Below are 19,758 nucleotides of genomic sequence, written 5' to 3' on the forward strand. Positions count from 1 at the left end.
CATTATATCCAATACCTAACAGAGTCCTCTCTTTTCGTGATCTGTAACGCATCTAATAATTCAATATAAGGTATTAAATATTTGCGCGACAAACCGAGTACCTCTTTTACCCCGCTCAGCTCTAATTTTTCTGGATATACCTTCTTTAATTTCGTGATGGAATCGTCTACATGTTGCACACTAACTAGATGCTTGTCATCCAACGAATACATCCTTTTCTGCTTGATGAGGTAATGTTGAAGTTCACGCAACTCTTTTTCAGGAAGTTCCGCCGCCCGTCCATATTCCAAATATGGCTGAGGAGTAAGACCGTCTCCTTCCAAACGCGACAAAACCTGTTCCATCCTTTTTTTCCAAGAAGGAGGAAAGTGAGGTTCAAAGCCAGCCTCAAACAACAAACTTTCCTGTCGCATTATCTTCCGGTCATCTTGAAGTGATTGAAGAACATATTCTACTAAATCTTTGGGTACCGAATTTGTAAAGTGTGAAAGTAATTCCGCTTTTGCCACTCCCGCTTTTAAAGGATAGTGTTTATGAAAATCACGGATATAGTTCAATACTTGTTGTAAAATGGCTTTTACATCTACCAGACCTGAAATGTAATTTTCTGTAATTCTGATCAATTTTCCAGCTTCTAATAATGAACCTAACTCCTTTAAACTTAAGCCGGTTTGTTTTTGTAGTTCATTGATTTCTAACAGTTTATTTTTATTTAGTGCTTGGTAAACTCTTTCTTCTGGGCTCCCTTCTTTCACTTTTTGAAGTGTTCGTATCGTGTTTTGTCCAAATTTATATTTAGAACCTTTTGCTTGAATAACCCAACCACCACCGACTGTTTCAACTGGAGTCGGTCTTCTAATGATTAACCTGTCTCCTCTTTTTACTGTGATTTTTTCTTCTAATCGCAACTGACACAGTACTTCTTCATGCGAATCTTGATAATCATTTCGATCAAAAAATATAATTTTTCCCATTACTTCAGCAGTTCCTATATGTACTTTCAATATACTTCTTTGCTTGATTGGATATTGAAGCTTCTTAATAAATGTTAAACATACATCAATGGTATCAGTTGGATCATATGTTTGAGAATGAACAAGCACATCTCCTCGATTGATATCTGCAGCACTTATATTAGGAAGGTTCACAGCAACTCGCTGACCCGCCATTGCTTTTTCAACCATTTTACTGTGCACTTGCAACTGCCTTGCTTTTACAGGTATTTCAGAAGGAAGAATTTGAAGCTCGTCATCTGTATGTATCAACCCCTCCATAATCGTTCCCCGGACAACCGTCCCTTGCCCTTTAATAGTGAATACCTGATCAATCGGCAAGCGAAACTCTCCACTTTCCTGCTTGACTGTAATATTTTTTAATTGATCTAAAATCGTGTCCTTCAACTCATCAATGCCAATATTTTTTGTACTGTCCATAAAGACAACTGGCGCATGTTGAAATACGGAACCCTCTAACTCATCCATTATTTCTTCTTTAACAAGCTCCAAAAATTCTTCTTCCACTTTATCTTTTTTGGTTATAGCGATTATTCCTTTTTGAATTTGCAGGAATTTAACAATTTCCAGATGTTCTCTCGTTTGTGGCATTACCCCTTCATCTGCAGCGACAACCAATATGACCAGGTCAATTCCAGATACCCCTGCAATCATCTGCCGAATGAATCGTTCATGCCCTGGCACATCAATAATAGATAAAAGGGAGCCATCAGCCATATTAAGAGGTGCATAACCGAGCTCAATGGATATCTGTCTCTCCTTCTCTTCTTTCAGTCTATCCGTATCCACTCCAGTCAGAGCTTTCGTCAGCGTGGTCTTGCCGTGATCAATATGCCCTGCCATTCCAATTGTATAGTGCTTATCAGTCAAACCCCTCACCTATTTCATCATTTATTTCTACGTTTTTCTTTCCGCATACATTTACGACACTAATCTTAGTAAAGGTCTTGATGCATTGTCCAAGATTTCCTGAACCCGATCCAGTTACACCAGTTTCCTCAGCAATTGGAGAAACTTTAAAGATATTCCCGAAGTTTACCACTCCGCCATTGACCTCTTTAATTACTACTTTATTAATAAAGCATGCCATCTCTATCACTCCCTAATATGATAGCGTATGATAGCATGTTTATGCTTGTATAGGTGGACGTCCTATTTTCTATAGTGTTGTTTCAAGTATTGTTGCCACTCTTCTTCCGTCCAAGCTGTATGCTTATTTTCTTGCAAAAATCCCTTTTTCCATTGTCTTTTGATGTTTGCTACCTCATTTGCCTGGATACTGCTTTGATTGAGCGCTTTCGCACGGATATCGTCCCAGTCAGGTTTTCGATCTTCAGGGGGCCGCGATAAAAAAGGGTCAAAAATTATCTTTATTGCTAATATAAATAACATGAAACAAAGGATTATCTTCACAAAAGTATGTATCGGGATAAAAAGGACTATTAGAGTGCACACCACCAAAACAGTCCATATCTTTCCGCTCAAATTCTTCATTATCTTCCTTTTAACTTGACTGCTGTTCTGTACTTGAGTCTCGTATTTATTTTCTATTTCACAATCCACACAATATACTTCAATTTCTTGAGTGGCTCTATGATAACGCTCAACGAGAGCTTTTTTATGCTTTGTACAATACTGGTCCAAATTGTTCCTCCATTAAAATAGTCTTTAATTATAATTATACCAATCAATTTGGAAAACTTGAAATGAAACTACGGTAGAACGCAAAAGAAGCGTAAACCAATAGTGGATACGCTTCTCCCTTCTTGCTTTTCCATTATGTAGGATTGCAAGATTTTTATTTGGATGTTAGAAATTTAGTTTTACTGGATTTACTAATGCAGGTAAGGTCTCTGTTGAATCAGAAACATTCACTTCGATCACTTTAAAATCTGTTACAAATGTCTCTACTTTGCAGTCTGCAATTACCATTTGATCTTTTAAAATTAATTCCTTCATTTGTCATACTTCCTTTCAAAATTTTTATCACACAATGGAAAGTATATGCGCTTTGTTAAAAAATGTGACAGGGGAGTGTAAATATAGGTTGGGGCGGGTTTAAAGGCGAGGATGCAGAAGGAAGGGGGTGGCTCCAAATGGTATAAAAAGTACTAAAAAAGGGCTTTTTTAATGCTTTTTAATGCAAAAATCCCTGTTTTTTGCTGTGAATTTTTGGTTCGGTCACTTTTCTCATTAGTTCGGTCAATTCTGCTACCTTAAAGTGGTTAGTTCGGACAATTCAATGCCCTTGTTCGGTCACAAAATTCTCCCCTTCGGTCAATTGAAAATTTCGTTCGGTCAAATTCATGAAATCTTCGGTCAATTCTCGAAAAACTTCGGTCAACTTTCCAAAAACTTCGGTCAAATCTGTAAAATCTTCGGACATTTCCAAATCTCAGAAGAAAATGAAAAAAGGACTCCAGGATTCTGTATAAACCCTGGAGTCTACTACTTAATTATTCTACTTCAGTTTCATCTTCTTCCGTTGTTTCTTCTTCAACGGTAACACGAACTGCAGATTGAAGTGCAGCATGTTCTTTCGCTTTTTCGTTAGCATTTTTGCTACCGTTAGCGTTTTGTTTGTTCTCAACAGAAGGACTTACCTCTTCAGTAGTTTCCTCAGTCACTTCTTCCGTTGCTTCTTCTGTAGTTTCTTCAGTCACTTCTTCTGTTGCTTCTTCTGTAGTTTCCTCAGTCACTTCTTCCGTTGCTTCTTCCGTAGTTTCCTCAGTCACTTCTTCCGTTGCTTCTTCTGTAGTTTCCTCAGTCACTTCTTCTGTTGCTTCTTCCGTAGTTTCCTCAGTCATTTCTTCTTCTACTTCTTCAGCATTACCGTGTACAGCAGCGTTAGGGGCAGCATTCAGTTTAGCTTGTTCATTGGCTTTTTCACTTGCCATAGAACGGCCCTTGTTTGCTTTTTTCTCTTTTTTCTCTTTTTTCTCTTTTTTTACTTCAACCGCTTCTTCCGTTTCAGGCTCTTCCTGAACTTCATCCATAACCGGTTGTGCTTCTTTAGGCTCTTCTACTTTTTCTTCCGTGGAGTAGTGTACAGCAGACTTAGCAGAAGAATTTACTTTCTCTTCTTTTACAGATTCCACTTTTTGTGCTGCATTTGGCTTGTTCTCTTTCCCTGCAGCCTCACTCATTCCAACTCCAAATCCTAAAGAAAGTACACCTGCCAAAACTAAAGATTTTACGACTGTTTTACCATTAATAAAGTTGATTTTCATTTTGAATTCGCTCCCTTTTCCGTATCATAATAGTTTTATATAATATTAGAAAAAAAGAGCATTTTCTGGTGGCGGTGCTGGTGGCGCGTTAACCCACTGGTCCCGATAAATATGTTGCCTCATTACATAAGGTTGCAAGAAATTCACTTGTATGTCCTCTAAAGATCCTGCTATCAGGTCAAAGATAGATGTAGATGATACTTTCTGATCAGAAGATTGTCCTTTCGCGTTACTTCCTGAAGGCTTTGTCTGGGATATAAAAAATTCCGGAGACTCTGATTCTGGAAATTGCTCAGGGAGATCCTCCATCGGTAATTCGCCATTAGCCTTTACGGTTACATTATTGACTTGACTAAGAGTGGGCGACTTGTTAGATCTACCATCTAATTTATTTGCCATGTTGACTATTAGTTGTTCCTTTCGAACCTTTTTACTAGGCTCCTTTTTAACAACCTCAGACGGCTTCTTTGATTCTGATTTATTATGTACAGGCTGGTTTGAATTTGATTTCTTACTTTTCTCCGTTTTCTCTAACCGAACCTTTTTTGCTTTCTTATTTGCCTGGGCATGCAGCTTATTGGAAGGTTCAGACTGCCTCTCTTTATGTGGCAAAGCTACCTCTGGCTTTTTATCAGCCTTAGGTAATTCAGCATTGCTGTAGTTTGCTCTAGTATTCTCATTATTAGGAATTTCGGCATAGGTATTGCCAGTAGTCTCTTCCTTCTTAGAACCCCTTTTTGAGTCAACCACATTTTTTTCAGCAGGTTTTCCGTTCCCTTCAGACTGATGTGTCCCTTTTTCAGCATCTCCAATAGTAGGAAAAAGCAGTAAAAACAGTAAGGAAAGTGAAAGAATCAAACTGTGACGCACATTCATCGCTTCACCTCCTTTCCAGTTGTAACGCATACCTACTACAATATTCCTTAATAGGCATTATTTTTTGTCGGTTTACACAGAAAAAAGTTAGAAAATATGGAATTTTGATAGATTTAGCCATTTGTTGTGCACTTTGACCTTCTTCAATGCCACTAAAATTTTTTAAGGGTTGTTCGAACAACAAAGGAGCATAAGTTAGACTATACTTATAAAAAACTAAAGGGGGAGCCTGATTGGAGACTTTCGGGAGAGGATGTTTATATATCATTATTGGAATTGGAGTATTACTGCTTTTGGCTATCGTAACACAGAGTCACATCAATATACCTTTCTTTATCGCAATCCCACTGGTTATCCTGGCTTTTTATATCGCCAAAAAGAGAACGGATGAGAAAAACAACTAACCCAGCATGAATGTACGACTCATGCTGGGTTTGATCTATTTTACTTCATCAACAATAATATTGTCTTTATTCCAGATTACATCAACATCCTTTGGTATATTGATGTAAATGATGGGACTACTCTGGGCACTGCCAGAACCTTGCACTTCCCAACGTTCTCCACTAAATTGCGTAAACGGAAACTCAGGTGTTAAAAATGCTAAATTTTTTTCAAAATATGGGGCATTCTCCACTTCTATTATGTTATTAGTATAGTTAATCGTGGGTAGGGGGAGTTCATTTGAAAAATCAAACTCATTTATTTCAAACTGCCCTTTATAAATTTGAACCTCTATTTCTTCCTGTAACTCCTCTGTTTTTTGGAATAATACATTATACTCTGCAAATCCTGCTTTATTTCTTATTACAAGCTCTTTGTCTTTTAGTGGATAAGCATCAACACTTGCAAGATACTTTTCGTCCACTTCTTCTTTATTCATTAGGTTTTCAAAAAGAAGAAATCCACTTTGGTTTTTTCCTTGCCTTTGTACCTCCATAAAATTCTCATCTGGTATCATAAAGTAGATAACCATTGAGACAAGCAAAACAATTGCATATCCTCCCAAAACAAAAATGTTTTTCTTGATGGAAGTCAAAAATTTAACCCTTTTCACTCCTTTTGAAAAGAAAATATAGATACCCACTATAACCCCTATCAATATTAAAATGTTCATTGTCTGACCTCCATTCTATTGAAAATGGCAACGGAGCTTACGAACAAGAGAACCACAGTGAAAAATATTTTAAGAACAAATGTTACTAGAGAAGATTCAAAGTAAAAGAATTCAACAACTGTAGCTAGACCGCTAACTTCACTGAACATATCTCCAATGAATAAGTAGCCCACAAACACAACAGGAACCAATATCTTGAAAAGTGAAGACAACCTAACCAACGTTCCAATAAAATATCCTGCTGCTCCGCATAGGAAAATGTAACAAAATGCTGTCACCATTCCAAAAAACAAAAAGTTACCCATACTCATTGAAATTGGAGAATGATAGAACAAATCAAATTTGGGGAGAAATAACAGAATTACTTTTAACAAAAATGTCGATAATAGAGCTGTAACAGTTCCGATAAAACTGACCAAAACAATAAATAATATATTTGATAAATCACTACTCAATCTATTGCTAACAAATGAGAAATCCTCATCCCTGTAATTCTTTGATGTAATGATAATGGATACAATAAACACCCATAACATGGTAAAAACAAAAACTATATTGCCAGAATAATAGTGAAGATTGTAGCTTAATAGTTCAGAACCCCAACTTGAGTTTCCTACTCCATTTAGAGAGAACACTACAGCAATAAGTTGTAGAACTATTAAAGATATGAATACTCCGGAATAAGCGCCTACTTTATAAAAAAATTGGTTTCTTACTACTTGTTCCAGGGTTACTTTATTTAAAGACATCATCAATACCCCCTTTGTCATTATTCGTTAGATAGATGCATACGTCATTAGATGAAACTGGTATTAGTTCAAACCCCAACTTATTAGCATCTTGTTTGATTTTTTCTGAGTAAACGTTTTTTATTACAACATAAATCATAGAAGCACCGATTTCTTTTTTGTATAGCACTTCTTTGTCAACCAACCACTCTGTAAGTGCATGTGCGCTTCCTTTTACGCCAATTGCGTATTCTTTCAATTCAGATACAGAGACGTGTAATAATTTCCGGCCATTTTTCATGAGAAGGATATCCTCAAGTAGATCCTCCATCTCTTCTAGATGATGACTAGAAATGATTATACTTCTTGGGTTAGCGATATAATCTTTAAGCAAAGCTCTGTAAAAGTCTTTTCTGACGGAAGCGTCCATTCCTGTAGTTGGTTCATCAAACAATGTAAGCGAGCATTTTGATGCCAATCCAACAATCATGTTAAAGGTACTTTTCATTCCTTTGGACAAATCACTATGTCTCTGATTTGCCCGGAAGGAAAAATAGTCAAATAGCCTCTTAGCCAATACCTCATCCCAATTTGGGTAAAATTTTGCAGCTGCATCCAACACCTCTCCCAAATTTAACGCAATTGGAAAAGCCATCTGATCATCCACAAGAATGCTGTTGGCTGATGCAAACAAGCTATTATATGGCTGTTCATTAAACACTTTCACCGTTCCTGAAGTCTGCTTCTGAAACCCCGCCATTATTTTTAAAAGGGTCGTTTTTCCTGCACCGTTTCTCCCAATCAACCCTGTTATTTTATTTTCACTAATTTGGAAACTCAAGTCATTAAGTGCTTTTGAGCGACCATATTCCTTGATTAAACCTTCACATTCCACTACTTTCATCTATTACTCCCCCTTGCTTTGTTTACTTTCTTTCCTAACCATTTCAAGCAGTTCATCCATGCCTACATTTAGTTGTTCTGCCTCTGATACCAATTCAGTAACCAGTCTTTTTAACGTATATTCACGCCTTTTTGTCAGGATGATAGCTTGTGCTTCTTCTGTCACAAACATGCCGAGCCCCCTTTTTTTGTATAAGACCTCCTCTTCGACTAATAATGTAAGCCCCTTTGCAGCAGTTGCAGGATTTATATTAAAGATTTCAGCTAATTGATATTGCGAATATACTTTTTGGTCCTGGAGGAAATTTCCGTTTAGGATTTCCGTCTCAAGCCATTCGGCAATTTGCACATATATCGGCTTTGTACCATCCGTGTTTAAGATCAAAGTTCCACCTCCGTCCAACCATAGTGCATTAGTGTTGTAATGTAGTATATTATAGTTACCAAAATAATGCAACGGCTATAGAGGAATTTTTTTACACAAAAAAACGACACCAGCAAGTGGCATCGTTTTGTATTCATGATTTCAGCTCTATTGGAATAAGGATTTCAAAATGTGGATCTTCTAGATTTCTATCGACAGGATATCTTTCATGCTTAATTGGAAGATCATCGTAATATTCTATACCTTTTTCCTTTAATGGTTTATAGTCACACTCTTTAAACCATTGGTAAATTTCCGTATAAGTGACACCAAGATCTTTTCCTTTTGGGTGCGCAACCTTTAAATAACTCATCTCCGGAACAGTAATTTCGACCATTCTAGGTAGTAACTCTTGTTTTTCATCTACTTCAAAACCAGAGTAATGAATAAATCCATCTGACCTTAGGTGATAAGATAACCCTAATTGCGTTCCAGGATTTTTCACATAACTAAGTTCGTTAACTCGGTTACTCATCTGTATGATTAATTCTCTTAATTTTGGAACTTCCGCATAAGAACCTTCCCACTTAAGACCCATCGCACGATAAGAAGGGATGGTTATTAATTCACCAACCATTGTTTTCATTAAAGCATCCTCCTCTATTAATCAATAATAGGAATATATAGTTCTACAATTTCTTCTTCTACATCATCTTCAAAATAAAAAACTTCCATTGGGAACGCTTTCTCGAGACTTTCTTGACGATATCCATTATCCTTCATCCAAGAAAAGATTCGCTCATACCCCTTATCTATCGTTTTATTTGAGCAGCTTATTTTTGCGTATGTTGTCATTGGGATATTTAATGCCAACATCCCCTTTGGTATATCGTCACATTCTTTCACTTCCACACAGGCAAAATATGTTGCGACCAGACTGTTTGCAAGGTAGGGACTATAAATTACATCAGGATTTACCGTTTTCCTCACTTCGCCTCTTCTTTTCTCAAAGACTTGTTGTACATTCATCGCCACTTCAGGAAAGGACTGTGGGAAATTACCTGTCGCACATTGACCAACCAACTGAACTTTTCTTTGAACCACTTCACACTTAAATGTTGCAATGGAATTCTGAATCATACAAATGCCCGCTCCTTTTGGATAAATTAACCACTAATAGAATTCGATGTAAGAGAGAAATATCCTTTTTCAAACTATTGGATTTAACAACAATAATCAAAGGGATGTAGAGGAGGTTGCGCAAAAAATATCCATTGTGGTTTTAGTGAGTGGTCCGCCCAGTGCCATGCTGCCAATGCTGCTGCACAAGCATCGATGGAGTGGCTTTCATTATCCACCCCTTTTGGCAGCCCGATTACGTTTTGTTGTTCAAACCAGTTCTTAAGATATTTTCGTGATGAAGGATTTTGCTTATATGTAAGTACGTGTTCTAATTCTTTTTCCGTTACTCTTGTCCCCATCGCGGCTCCAGGATGTACTTCAACTATAGAAACGGGGAAAGTCGTATGGAGTTTCTCTATCTCTCTGGTGAGTTTGATCCCTCTTAATGTAAGATATACCATTCTGGTGTATGTGGGAGGCATAATCGAACCTGACTTCATCCCAAGGGAAACGATAAATTTTCTTAACTGTTTATCACTTATCCTGTCGCCACCTCCATCCTGATAGGATAATGGCGCATCTATTCCAATGACGAGCTCATCTAGTCTACTTAAGTCTAAAATTTCGTTTAGTATTTCTTCATCGCTGATGTTAGAGATCATTTTTTGGAAAATCAAATAATTCTCACTCTGTTGAAATACGGTAAGCACAGTATCCTTATGATTACTTGGACCAGCCAAGTCCAGCCCAATTACTATCATGTTGACTCCCTCCTATTTACTCAATTAGGTTGAAATAAGTGGTACAACATCCTATCCCTATCATCGAAGAATTGCTTCATGATGGTAAAGTGAGGAGTCTTTTCCAAAGTGGTTTCACACATTCCCTCTGTAGTCAGTTCAAGGATTTTCGCACCGGGATAAGCCATGACAATCGGAGAGTGAGTAGAGATGATGAACTGTGATCCATCTTGCACCAGCTCGTTAATTCTGGCAAGCATAGACATCTGCCTAAGCGGAGATAAGGCTGCTTCCGGCTCATCTAGGATATATAAACCCTTTCCTTGAAAACGCTCCACAAATGCAGCAAAAAAAGATTCCCCATGTGATTGCTGATGTAGTGATTTTCCTCCAAATGAATCAATGATTCTTCTTCCTCCCCCAGATTCTCGATCCATTTCCTCAATATTAGTTGCGACATTATAGAAAGTCTCCGCTCTAAAGAAAAAGCTATCCGAGGGTCTTTCTGCACTTTTTATAATACGTAAATAATTGTCTAACTCGGAATGAGAGTCGTAGCTTGTAAAGTTGAAATTTAACGTTCCTCCCTCAGGATTAAAGCCTAAAGCAATAGCAATTCCCTCAAGCAGCGTGGATTTTCCCATGCCATTTTCTCCGATGATGTAGGTGACATTAGGATGGAGATGAAGAGTGTTCAAATTTTTTATTACTGGAAGATTGAAAGGGAAGTGATCATATGTGGGAATGAATTCTCTTTTCAATGTGATGCCTCTTATGTATTGCGTATCTTTCTCTAATTTCAACTTTTTCTCCCTCCTTTTTGGAAATTAGATCTCTTGGTAAATAATGTACCACAACCGAACAAATGTTTCCACTATTATGAGCCACTTTCCTATTGCATTCTTTCAAAGCAAAAAGTAAAATGGTACTATCCAAAGCATGGGGCTGATTGCAATGCTGGTGCTTGTCTCGGTCTTCAAAACCGCTTGTGAGGCGCGTGCCGTCTCAGGTGGGTTCGATTCCCACGCAGTCCCGCCATACATAAAAGTGATCTTACTAAAACACCCTTGTATTCTATAAGAATACAAGGGTGTTATTAATTTTGATAATTATGCTCAAACCAACCTAGCAATTCTTCTGGCCACTTTTCCTCATTTATGATCTTTGGTGAAAAGCCGCCCATTTCAATCAGAATATGCCTAGCAGATGTTTTTATAATAAAATAATCTTCTTTGGGCGTTGGGATAATTTTTTCTATTTCGATATCATGCTTATGTAGAAATGACTTTATATCATCCTCTTCCTTAGTACTCATAGGTTGAGGTGTTGCTTCAATGAGTGTGGCATTTGATTTCTTCGACAATTTTCTTCGTCTTTTTGGCATGTTCTCGTTCATCACTTCTAAGATTCGAATAATTTCAGACAGCCCTATTAAAACCATTCCTGTAACCAGAGAACCTAGAAAAGTAGTAACAAAAAATAAAAAACTGTTGGTTTGTGTTCCACCAAAAATCCCTAACAATAATCCTAGTGCTATTACTATACCACCTACTACTTTAAGTACTGCACCAATTTGATTTTGCATAGTATCTCCCCTTTTCTCTCTCTACACTATGTATTCCACTTTCGACAAAAAAATCCTCTTTTTACTAAAAATGTTTATTAAAAAGAGCCCTGCCCTATAGGCAAGACTCATAACAAAACATTATTATCTAATTTGACCATTACCAGTCATTTGGAATTTAACCGTTGTTAATGCAGGTAATCCCATCGGACCACGAGCATGAAGTTTTTGAGTAGAAATACCGATCTCAGCACCGAATCCTAAAGCTCCACCATCAGTGAAACGTGTGGAAGCGTTATGGTAAACAGCTGCTGCATCTACAAGCTTCATGAACTTGTTGGCAGTTTCTTTGTTTTCTGTGATGATAGCTTCGGAATGCTTCGTACCATATTCATCAATATGGTCGATTGCTTCGTCTATATCAGAAACCACCTTCACTGCAATGTCTAAGCTTAAATACTCGTTTGTCCAATCGCTTTTCCCAGCCTTAACTGCTCCAGGAATTGTTTCAACAACTGTGTCGTCTCCATGAACCGTGATGCCATTTTCTTTAAACATATTGATTAGCGCATCTTTGTTCGCATGGAACCAAGCTTCATGCACAATCAATGTCTCTGCTGCGTTACAAACCGCCGGACGGTCCGTTTTAGCATTGACGACAATGGATAATGCTTTTTCCAAATCCGCATCCTTGTCAATATAAAGATGGCAATTACCCACACCTGTTTCTAAAACAGGGACCGTGGCATTTTCTACGACTGCATTAATTAGAGACGCTCCTCCACGAGGGATCAACACGTCGATATGCTCTTTCATCGTGAATAGTTCTTGCGTTGCTTTACGGTCCGTACTTGCAATAAATTGCACCGCCTCAGCTGGGATAGATGTGGTCTTTAATGCTTTGTGAATCACATCTACAATAGCTTGGTTGGAGTTGATAGCAGAAGATCCGCCTTTTAAAACAATCGCGTTTCCGGATTTCAACGCAAGTCCAGTTGCATCAACTGTTACGTTTGGTCGTGCTTCGTAGATCATGCCGATTACTCCAAGTGGAACGCGGACTTTTTCTACTTGCAAGCCATTTTCCAATGTCCAGTCGGAAAGGATGTCACCAACAGGGTCATCTAGTTCAGCAACTTCTCTTAGGCCATTAGCAAAATCTGCAATACGTTCTTCAGATAGTGCCAATCGGTCCATATACGCTTCTGTATAGCCTTTTTCGCGTCCTTTGTCCAAGTCCTTGTTATTGGCCTCTAGGATATGGGATACGTTGCTTTCCAGGGTGTTGGCGATATGCTTAAGAATCTCGTTCTTTTCCTCTGTTGTCAGTAAGCTTACTACCTTTGCTGCTTTCTTCGCTTCCTTTGCTTGAGTTTCTACATTTGTCTCTACTAATAAAGACATCAAATTCCTCCTAATTTATATTTAAGAAATGTTATTTATTTCTTGTTATTTGTGATTATTAGATTCCGACCGGAATGGATGCTTCTAAATGACATACTAAATCGTCATTTTTTACGACTTCTTCTGCGTAGTTGTCTTGGGTTTGATCGTACTCTCTTAACTGCTCCGAGGAGTAGTTGACCACTCCAAGTCCAATTCTGTTTCCTTCAAAGTCCAGAATCCTTACCACAGATCCTTCTTGGAAATAACCTTTCACTTTACTGATGCTTGAAGGTAATAATCTCTTTTTGCCTAGCATGGAAACGTCGGCACCTTCTGCAAGCACTACTTCTCCCTCAGGACCTGAGTTAAACGCGATCCATTGTTTTTTGTGATTTAAGTTTACTGCTGAGTCCTTCGATTCAAAATACGTACCAGTTGCTTCTTTTTCCACGGCTTGAAGTAAGATGTTTGGTACTCCTGCTTTTCCTAAAAAGGCAGGGATTCCTGATGCCATGGCAATCTTCACGGCATCAATTTTCGACTTCATTCCGCCAGTACCGACAGAGCTACCAGGATCCCCAGCTGCCGCTTCAATTTCAGGTGTAATCTCTTCTACTTTTCGTAATAGAGTGGCATCGGGATCTTTACGCGGATCTGCATCATACAATCCATCGATATCAGATAAAATTAACAACATATCTGCATCGACAAGTCCTGCCACTTTAGCAGAAAGTGTATCATTATCCCCGAATTTCAGACGGTTTACCGTGACGGTGTCATTTTCATTGACGATCGGTACAATACCACGCTCTAAAAGAACATTCGCGGTGTTGCGCGCGTTATTGTAGCGATTTTCATCCGAAAAATCTTCTCTTGTAATAAGAATTTGAGAGGCTACGTACCCGTTAGATAAAAACAGTTCGCTATATGCCTCCATCAACAAGCCCTGTCCAATGGACGCTGCCGCTTGCTTTTCCGGTAAACTTGTTGGTCGATCGAGGCAGCCTAGTTTTCTATATCCGGCTGCTACTGCACCTGAAGAAACCAATAAGACTTCATATCCTTGATCCTTCAGTTGAGCAACTTCATCAACAAGCCTTTCTAGTTTTCTTCTGCTAATTTCACCATGTGAACTTGTCAATGAGCTGCTTCCAATTTTTATTACTACCCGTTTTGTCTTATTATCGGGGGTCATTCAATCACTCCTGTTATAACATAGTTGTAAAACTTACTGTAAAACCAATTCTTTTTCTTTTTCTGCACTGATTTCTTTTGAACGTTCTGCTGCACCTTTAATGGCTGCTGAGATAGCTTTTCCGCCGCCGTTATCACTTAATGCTTCCAAGCCTGCTGCAGTAGTACCGTTAGGTGAAGTAACCTTTTTGCGAAGCGACGCAGGCTCTTCATTGTTTGTCTGCATCATTTTTGCTGCTCCCAAAATCGTTTGAGCAACTACATCACGTGTTACTTCTTCATCTAGTCCTGCAGCCTTCGCTGTTTTTTCCATGTGCTCCATTAAATAGTAGAAATATGCTGGACCACTTCCGGCTACTCCTGTGAAAACGTCCATTTGTTCTTCTTCAATGGTGTATACTTTGCCGATTGTTTCAAGGATGACTTTTGTGTCTACCATATGATCCATCCCAACATGCGTTCCTGCTGAAATCGCTGTAGCCGATTCACCGATCATGCTTGACGTGTTTGGCATTACGCGAATAACAGGCTGTCCTGGATTCAAACCTTCTTCCATATAGCCAGTGGATACACCTGCTAAAACGGAAAGCAGTAATTGTGAAGAATTTAGTTGATCTTTTAATGAAGCTAATGCAGTTTCTATATCTTTCGGTTTCATGGCCAATACAATAATGTCTAGTTCACTCATATTCAAATCCTGCTTCATTACGCCACGAACACCGTATTTATTTTCAAGTTCCATTAATCTTTCGATGTTTGATCTGTTACTTACTACAACATTATTTGCAGGGATAATTTCACTTGCAACAATACCTGAAATCATTGCCTCTGCCATTGATCCTGCTCCAATAAATCCAATCACTTTTTCTTTCAGCATCTAATCGCTCCCGTCTGTCCGTTCGTTTTTAACAACGTTTATAATCGTAACATGTAGAGGATGTATATCAAGGGTGTTTGGGCAATTAGTTCGCATGAAAGCCAGATAGTGAGTGTAAACGCTACCAATAATATTGACCTTCGTGTAATTCCAGTAGAAGGGGGATAATCGCTGAAAATGGAGAAATACGGCGAAATTTGATGGAGGGTAATTATGGGAAAGTGTCACAAACCCTTTTATGCATTGAGTTTGGACGGTTTTACTGCGATGAGTAGAAATGCTCTTTTCCTATTTCCCAGTCACTGCTGTTTTCATAGCGCCGATGAAGACTTCTCTTTACACAACCTGCCGACACTCAGGACTTCATGACTCAGATGAAGACTTCTCTCTACTTAATCTGCCGCCACTCAGGTCTTCATAACGCGGGTGTAGACTTCTCTTTACCTAATCTGCCGGCACTCAGGTCTTCATAACACCAATGAAGACTTCTCTCTGCTTAATCTACCGCCACTCAGGTCTTCATAACGCTGATGAAGACTTCTCTTTACCCAATCTTCCTCAACTCAGGTCTTCATGACTCAGATGAAGACCTCTCCGTACACAATCCCCCGCTACTCAGGTCTTCATAACGCCTATGAAGACTTCTCTTTACCCAATCCCCCGCCACTCAGGTCTTCATAACGCCTATGAAGACTTCTCTCTACTTAATCTCCCGCTACTCAGGTCTTCATAACACCAATGAAGACTTCTCTTTACCTGATCTCCTGCATCTCAGGTCTTCATAACACCAATGAAGACTTCTCTTTACCCAATCCCCCGCCACTCAGGTCTTCATAACGCCTATGAAGACCTCTCCGTACACAATCTCCCGCTACTCAGGTCTTCATAACGCCTATGAAGACTTCTCTCTACTTAATCTACCGCCACTCAGGTCTTCATAACACCAATGAAGACTTCTCTCTACTTAATCTGCCGCTACTCAGGTCTTAATAACTCCTATGAAGACCTCTTCGTACACAATCTCCCGCTACTCAGGTCTTCATAACACCAATGAAGACTTCTCTCTACTTAATCTACCTCCACTCAGGTCTTCATAACGCCTATGAAGACCTCTCTGTACACAATCTCCCGCTACTCAGGTCTTCATAACGCCAATGAAGACTTCTCTCTACCACTCAGGTCTTCATAGTGCCCCCCATAAAAAAACAGTGTACCCAGAGAAGGATACACTGCAGTCATAAATATCTAACTCGCTTTTTTCCACTGCTTCATCACTTTTCGAATTTCCTCTGCCATCGTCCTGCATGCTTCCACTTCCACAGGGGAGAGTTTCATTTCCCCATAACGCACTTTCGCATACAACTCCATGAAGCTTTCCTTAAAAGTGGTTTCCCGTTTTAACCATTCCTCCAAAGTTTCATTTGGGAGGCGGCCACGGTTCTTTTTCAAAGCCAACTGCTCTAACTCAAACATAAGCTTCCTTACTTCATTTTCCGGTGGCTTTTGCTTTCTTCTACTAGCGAAGAATCCACCGCCACTCTTTTTAGTCATAGTAGAAGTAAATTGCTGTTCAGGCTGCATCTCTCTTTTTTGGTTGTTCACTTTTTTCTTATTTAATAGGAGGTAAAGGACCGAAAGAAAAAGAATGACACCAACTGCCACTACTACAGGATTATCAAATAGGCTTTCTGTGGGTGGTAAGAGCTCAGCGGTTTCCGCTTCTTCCTCCTCCCCCATCTCAATGCCTCCCTCATCCTGAGGCCCACCGCTTTTGGGCGTCCAATCGAGCATTCCAAACAAAGCAAACACAGGCCTTGCCATAACATCAAAAATAAAGCTAACACCAAAGCCGAATATCGAAAGTCCCGCTGTTATCAGGTATTTACCTATTGTTGCAAAAACGGCAGAAACAGCGACGATGCTTATAAAAACGGCGGCAGTCGCACTAACCACCCTTTTTTGCATATAAGGGATCCCCTTTAATTGAATCACAGCATTTCCACTATACAATAAAATAACAAGTGCCAGTTGCACACCAAAAAGTATCATTAACGTAAGGCCATGAGGATAATCCACCAATGTTCCTGCACCGTATACAAAAGGCATCCAGATGAATGACATAATTAACAGTGCAAAAGTGGAAATAAACCTTTCCTCTACAAAATACATAAATGCACGGAAACTAATCATAGTTCCGATAATCAGAGAAAGCCCTATACTATAGGAAGAAAGGTAAGCAAAAAGAGCTAATACAGGTGCCACAACCATGATGGCAACATAACTACTTGGAAGTTTGTTGTTTAAAAAGCCAAAAATTGCAATTGCAAAACCATATGGCAACAAGACACCTGCAAAAGAAGGCAGATTACCGGAATCTAGGTACAAGAGCAAAATAAAAAAATAAAGTATATTGAGCTCAAGTAATAAGTGAATGCTGTTTCTCCATAGTTTAGCCATTTACTGCCTCCTTCCTTGCTTCTGAACGCCATGGTAGTAATGTACAACTATCTTCCTTTACCTCAAGGAGGTTTACATTAGTCCCAGTAGGCATCCTCCAACCTCGCAAGCGCTCTTCTTCCCCACAAAGAATCACATAAGGGGCCTGTGCAGCATGTTGATAGGTTATTCTTTCAAAAGTAGTCATGCCAATGGACACACTGTTTCCTTGCAATCTCGCCAACATAGTTAACGCAGTTTGCAGATGGCGTTTGCCTTCCCCATAAGGCAGTTCAAAATAACTTGGTGTCCCAACCCTCTTAATGTTTACAAGCAAGGAATAAGGGATATTGAATTTGTTCGCATGATGTAACAAATGGGTAATGCCCTTAATTCTCTCTTCTAAATTTCCGGATCTAATATCAAACACAATTAACCAAGAAAATTGAGAAGTCTTTTCATACATTTTCGTTTGAAGGCTAGTAACCTTAGCAGAAGCTTTCCAATGAATTCTATTAAAGGAATCCCCCGCTGCATAATCACGGGTTCCGATAATCGTGCTAACATCTTCAAAAAGGGACGACCTAGTTGGATATGTGCCTTGATTCTTTGGCATAATTCTTTCAAGACCAGTTACGGGTAATTGCTCGGAGTATACCAACGCTTCAAATTTCGTCAAATCGTTCTTTTGCAGATACACTTTTCCAAAATCAATAAAATGGGAGATTTGCAGCTCAATATGATGTAATTTGGCTACGCCTCTTTCAATCGCAGTAAAAGGAATTTCAATGACTAGTTCACTTTTACCCATTAAGGAAAACGGCAGACTGATTTGGCTGATCCGCGTTCTACTGTCTCCGTTTTGAAACTCAATGTTATTATCTGCAACAAGTTGAATACGTCCAGAAAAAATAGGTAACCAGGAGGGTTGTTCCACTTTCAATTTGATGATCCCTGTTTCACCTGGGAAAACTTTCACTTGTCCGTCAACAATTGTAAGCTTCAGTTTTTTCCCTACATTGGCTAAATAATAGTAGGAGATAACGAAATACATAAAATACAAGCTACCCATAAAAAATAAAATGGGATGTCCTGTAAAGAATCCTATTGCAATAATGACAAATGCGCAGGCACGGAAATAAATATGGTGAGTTAGGTTATCTACTTGTTGATTCCACCTAGTCATTCCTATATTGTCGCCTCCACAGGCACTACAACTCTTGCCAACACTTCTGTCACCACTTGTTTATTGGTCTTCTTTAACGATCCTTCCATTGTAAGAACTAATCGGTGACTTAATACATATGGTGCCATTTTCTTTACATCTTCAGGTGTAACGTATTCGCGGCCATTCACAAATGCTGCCCCTTGTGCTGCTCGCATTAAAGCCAATGTCCCACGCGGGCTTATCCCAAGTTCTATTTCTTCATGATTTCTCGTCATGTGGACGATTTCGAGTATGTAATCCTCTACTACAGAAGATACTTTCACCTGTTTCACTTGTTCCTGGAGTTCCATAACTTCCTCTTTGCTAAAGAAAGAAGTCAATTGTTTAATCGGCTCGTCTAACCGGTATTTATTCATCATTTCCTTTTCTTCTTCGAGCGTTGGATACCCTAAGTCGATTTGAATAAAGAAACGATCCATCTGTGCTTCGGGTAGTGGAAACGTCCCTTGCTGGGATTCAATTGGATTTTGTGTTGCAAGCACCATGAAAGGTCCTGGGATAGATAATGTTTCCCCATCAATGGTTACTTGTCGCTCTTCCATTACTTCAAGTAAACTTGATTGCGTTCTTGGCGTTGCACGGTTAATCTCATCTGCTAACAAGATATTTGTCATAATTGGGCCGGGTCTTAATTCGAAATTTTGTTCCTTTGGATTAAAAAACTGAATCCCTGTAACATCACTTGGCAGCACATCCGGTGTAAATTGAATTCGTTTAAAGCCTGCATCCATTGTCTTGGCAAAGCTTTTTGCCAACATCGTTTTACCTGTACCTGGAACACTCTCTAATAACACATGTCCTTTATTGAGTAACGAGACAAATAACAGTTCTACTACTTCGTCCTTTCCGATGATTACTTTAGACAGTTCTTTCTTTAATTGTTCTACTTGTTTCATTATCAGGCACCCCTTTTTGATTTTTCTTTCTATTTAGAATTATTTTACCATTATTTCACATGAAAAAATAGACAAATTTTAGCA

At 38.9% G+C, this 19,758-nt stretch carries 22 protein-coding genes and 1 tRNA gene; 2 read left to right on the forward strand and 21 right to left on the reverse strand.

Going from position 1 to position 19,758, the window contains the following annotated elements; translation table 11 throughout:
- Positions 1 to 2: 2 nt before the first annotated feature.
- From selB to HC179_RS19380, 6 genes are all read right to left on the reverse strand, one after another.
- Positions 3 to 1,892: a selenocysteine-specific translation elongation factor gene (selB, locus tag HC179_RS19355; RefSeq protein ID WP_481747980.1), complete on the reverse strand. Its 1,890-nt coding sequence runs from the start codon at positions 1,890 to 1,892 to the stop codon at positions 3 to 5.
- Complete coding sequence (locus tag HC179_RS19360; RefSeq protein ID WP_168865832.1) at positions 1,876 to 2,103, reverse strand: spore germination protein; 228 nt, start codon at positions 2,101 to 2,103, stop codon at positions 1,876 to 1,878. Before HC179_RS19360 ends, selB begins: the two co-directional genes overlap by 17 nt.
- A gap of 62 nt (positions 2,104 to 2,165) precedes the next feature.
- Positions 2,166 to 2,657 (reverse strand): hypothetical protein, encoded by a 492-nt coding sequence (locus HC179_RS19365; protein WP_168865833.1) that lies wholly within the window; start codon positions 2,655 to 2,657, stop codon positions 2,166 to 2,168.
- 165 nt (positions 2,658 to 2,822) lie between these two features.
- The gene (locus HC179_RS19370; protein ID WP_168865834.1) at positions 2,823 to 2,972 is read right to left on the reverse strand and encodes a hypothetical protein; all 150 of its coding nucleotides are present in this window, start codon (positions 2,970 to 2,972) and stop codon (positions 2,823 to 2,825) included.
- 497 nt (positions 2,973 to 3,469) lie between these two features.
- Positions 3,470 to 4,243: a hypothetical protein gene (locus HC179_RS19375; RefSeq protein WP_168865835.1), complete on the reverse strand. Its 774-nt coding sequence runs from the start codon at positions 4,241 to 4,243 to the stop codon at positions 3,470 to 3,472.
- A gap of 45 nt (positions 4,244 to 4,288) precedes the next feature.
- Complete coding sequence (locus HC179_RS19380; protein ID WP_168865836.1) at positions 4,289 to 5,119, reverse strand: hypothetical protein; 831 nt, start codon at positions 5,117 to 5,119, stop codon at positions 4,289 to 4,291.
- A 233-nt stretch (positions 5,120 to 5,352) separates the two neighbouring features.
- Between HC179_RS19380 and HC179_RS19385 the strand changes: the two genes are divergently transcribed.
- Positions 5,353 to 5,523 (forward strand): hypothetical protein, encoded by a 171-nt coding sequence (locus HC179_RS19385; RefSeq protein WP_168865837.1) that lies wholly within the window; start codon positions 5,353 to 5,355, stop codon positions 5,521 to 5,523.
- 35 nt (positions 5,524 to 5,558) lie between these two features.
- Here HC179_RS19385 and HC179_RS19390 read toward each other — a convergent pair whose 3' ends face one another.
- The 8 genes from HC179_RS19390 to HC179_RS19425 all read right to left on the reverse strand — a co-directional run bounded on the left by HC179_RS19390 (position 5,559) and on the right by HC179_RS19425 (position 10,896).
- Positions 5,559 to 6,236 carry a hypothetical protein gene (locus tag HC179_RS19390; protein WP_168865838.1) on the reverse strand — a complete coding sequence of 226 codons (678 nt, stop codon included), beginning with the start codon at positions 6,234 to 6,236 and terminating at the stop codon, positions 5,559 to 5,561.
- Positions 6,233 to 6,988: a hypothetical protein gene (locus HC179_RS19395; protein ID WP_168865839.1), complete on the reverse strand. Its 756-nt coding sequence runs from the start codon at positions 6,986 to 6,988 to the stop codon at positions 6,233 to 6,235. The genes HC179_RS19390 and HC179_RS19395 overlap by 4 nt, the downstream gene beginning before the upstream one ends.
- Positions 6,972 to 7,868, reverse strand: a complete 897-nt coding sequence (locus HC179_RS19400; protein ID WP_168865840.1) for an ABC transporter ATP-binding protein — start codon at positions 7,866 to 7,868, stop codon at positions 6,972 to 6,974. The genes HC179_RS19395 and HC179_RS19400 overlap by 17 nt, the downstream gene beginning before the upstream one ends.
- A 3-nt stretch (positions 7,869 to 7,871) precedes the next feature.
- The gene (locus HC179_RS19405; RefSeq protein ID WP_168865841.1) at positions 7,872 to 8,252 is read right to left on the reverse strand and encodes a GntR family transcriptional regulator; all 381 of its coding nucleotides are present in this window, start codon (positions 8,250 to 8,252) and stop codon (positions 7,872 to 7,874) included.
- A gap of 133 nt (positions 8,253 to 8,385) precedes the next feature.
- Entirely contained in the window at positions 8,386 to 8,877 is a 492-nt protein-coding gene (locus tag HC179_RS19410; protein ID WP_205825396.1) for a GyrI-like domain-containing protein, read from the reverse strand.
- Between the two features lie 17 nt (positions 8,878 to 8,894).
- A complete protein-coding gene (locus HC179_RS19415; protein WP_168865842.1) occupies positions 8,895 to 9,371 on the reverse strand; it encodes a GyrI-like domain-containing protein in 477 nt (158 codons plus the stop codon).
- 83 nt (positions 9,372 to 9,454) lie between these two features.
- Positions 9,455 to 10,114, reverse strand: coding sequence for a DUF429 domain-containing protein (locus tag HC179_RS19420; RefSeq protein ID WP_168865843.1), 660 nt, complete (start codon positions 10,112 to 10,114; stop codon positions 9,455 to 9,457).
- A 20-nt stretch (positions 10,115 to 10,134) separates the two neighbouring features.
- Entirely contained in the window at positions 10,135 to 10,896 is a 762-nt protein-coding gene (locus HC179_RS19425; RefSeq protein WP_168865844.1) for an AAA family ATPase, read from the reverse strand.
- A gap of 138 nt (positions 10,897 to 11,034) precedes the next feature.
- Between HC179_RS19425 and HC179_RS19430 the strand changes: the two genes are divergently transcribed.
- Positions 11,035 to 11,131, forward strand: a tRNA-Sec gene (locus HC179_RS19430).
- Between the two features lie 58 nt (positions 11,132 to 11,189).
- On the opposite strand, the gene HC179_RS19435 is transcribed toward HC179_RS19430, so the two are convergent.
- The 7 genes from HC179_RS19435 to HC179_RS19465 all read right to left on the reverse strand — a co-directional run bounded on the left by HC179_RS19435 (position 11,190) and on the right by HC179_RS19465 (position 19,674).
- Positions 11,190 to 11,678 (reverse strand): hypothetical protein, encoded by a 489-nt coding sequence (locus HC179_RS19435; RefSeq protein ID WP_168865845.1) that lies wholly within the window; start codon positions 11,676 to 11,678, stop codon positions 11,190 to 11,192.
- Positions 11,679 to 11,801: 123 nt separating this feature from the next.
- Positions 11,802 to 13,061: a glutamate-5-semialdehyde dehydrogenase gene (locus HC179_RS19440; protein WP_168865846.1), complete on the reverse strand. Its 1,260-nt coding sequence runs from the start codon at positions 13,059 to 13,061 to the stop codon at positions 11,802 to 11,804.
- Positions 13,062 to 13,119: 58 nt separating this feature from the next.
- Positions 13,120 to 14,238, reverse strand: coding sequence for a glutamate 5-kinase (gene proB, locus HC179_RS19445; protein ID WP_168865847.1), 1,119 nt, complete (start codon positions 14,236 to 14,238; stop codon positions 13,120 to 13,122).
- A gap of 33 nt (positions 14,239 to 14,271) precedes the next feature.
- Positions 14,272 to 15,114, reverse strand: a complete 843-nt coding sequence (gene proC / locus HC179_RS19450) for a pyrroline-5-carboxylate reductase (protein ID WP_168865848.1) — start codon at positions 15,112 to 15,114, stop codon at positions 14,272 to 14,274.
- Positions 15,115 to 16,359: 1,245 nt separating this feature from the next.
- Positions 16,360 to 17,571 (reverse strand): hypothetical protein, encoded by a 1,212-nt coding sequence (locus HC179_RS19455; RefSeq protein WP_168865849.1) that lies wholly within the window; start codon positions 17,569 to 17,571, stop codon positions 16,360 to 16,362.
- On the reverse strand, positions 17,564 to 18,736 hold the full coding sequence (locus HC179_RS19460; protein WP_168865850.1) for a DUF58 domain-containing protein: 1,173 nt from the start codon (positions 18,734 to 18,736) through the stop codon (positions 17,564 to 17,566). The genes HC179_RS19455 and HC179_RS19460 overlap by 8 nt, the downstream gene beginning before the upstream one ends.
- A gap of 2 nt (positions 18,737 to 18,738) precedes the next feature.
- Positions 18,739 to 19,674 carry an AAA family ATPase gene (locus HC179_RS19465; RefSeq protein WP_205825397.1) on the reverse strand — a complete coding sequence of 312 codons (936 nt, stop codon included), beginning with the start codon at positions 19,672 to 19,674 and terminating at the stop codon, positions 18,739 to 18,741.
- Positions 19,675 to 19,758 lie beyond the last annotated feature (84 nt).

The organism is Bacillus sp. RO1 (assembly GCF_012524115.1).
Taxonomy (GTDB): domain Bacteria; phylum Bacillota; class Bacilli; order Bacillales; family Bacillaceae_I; genus Sutcliffiella_A.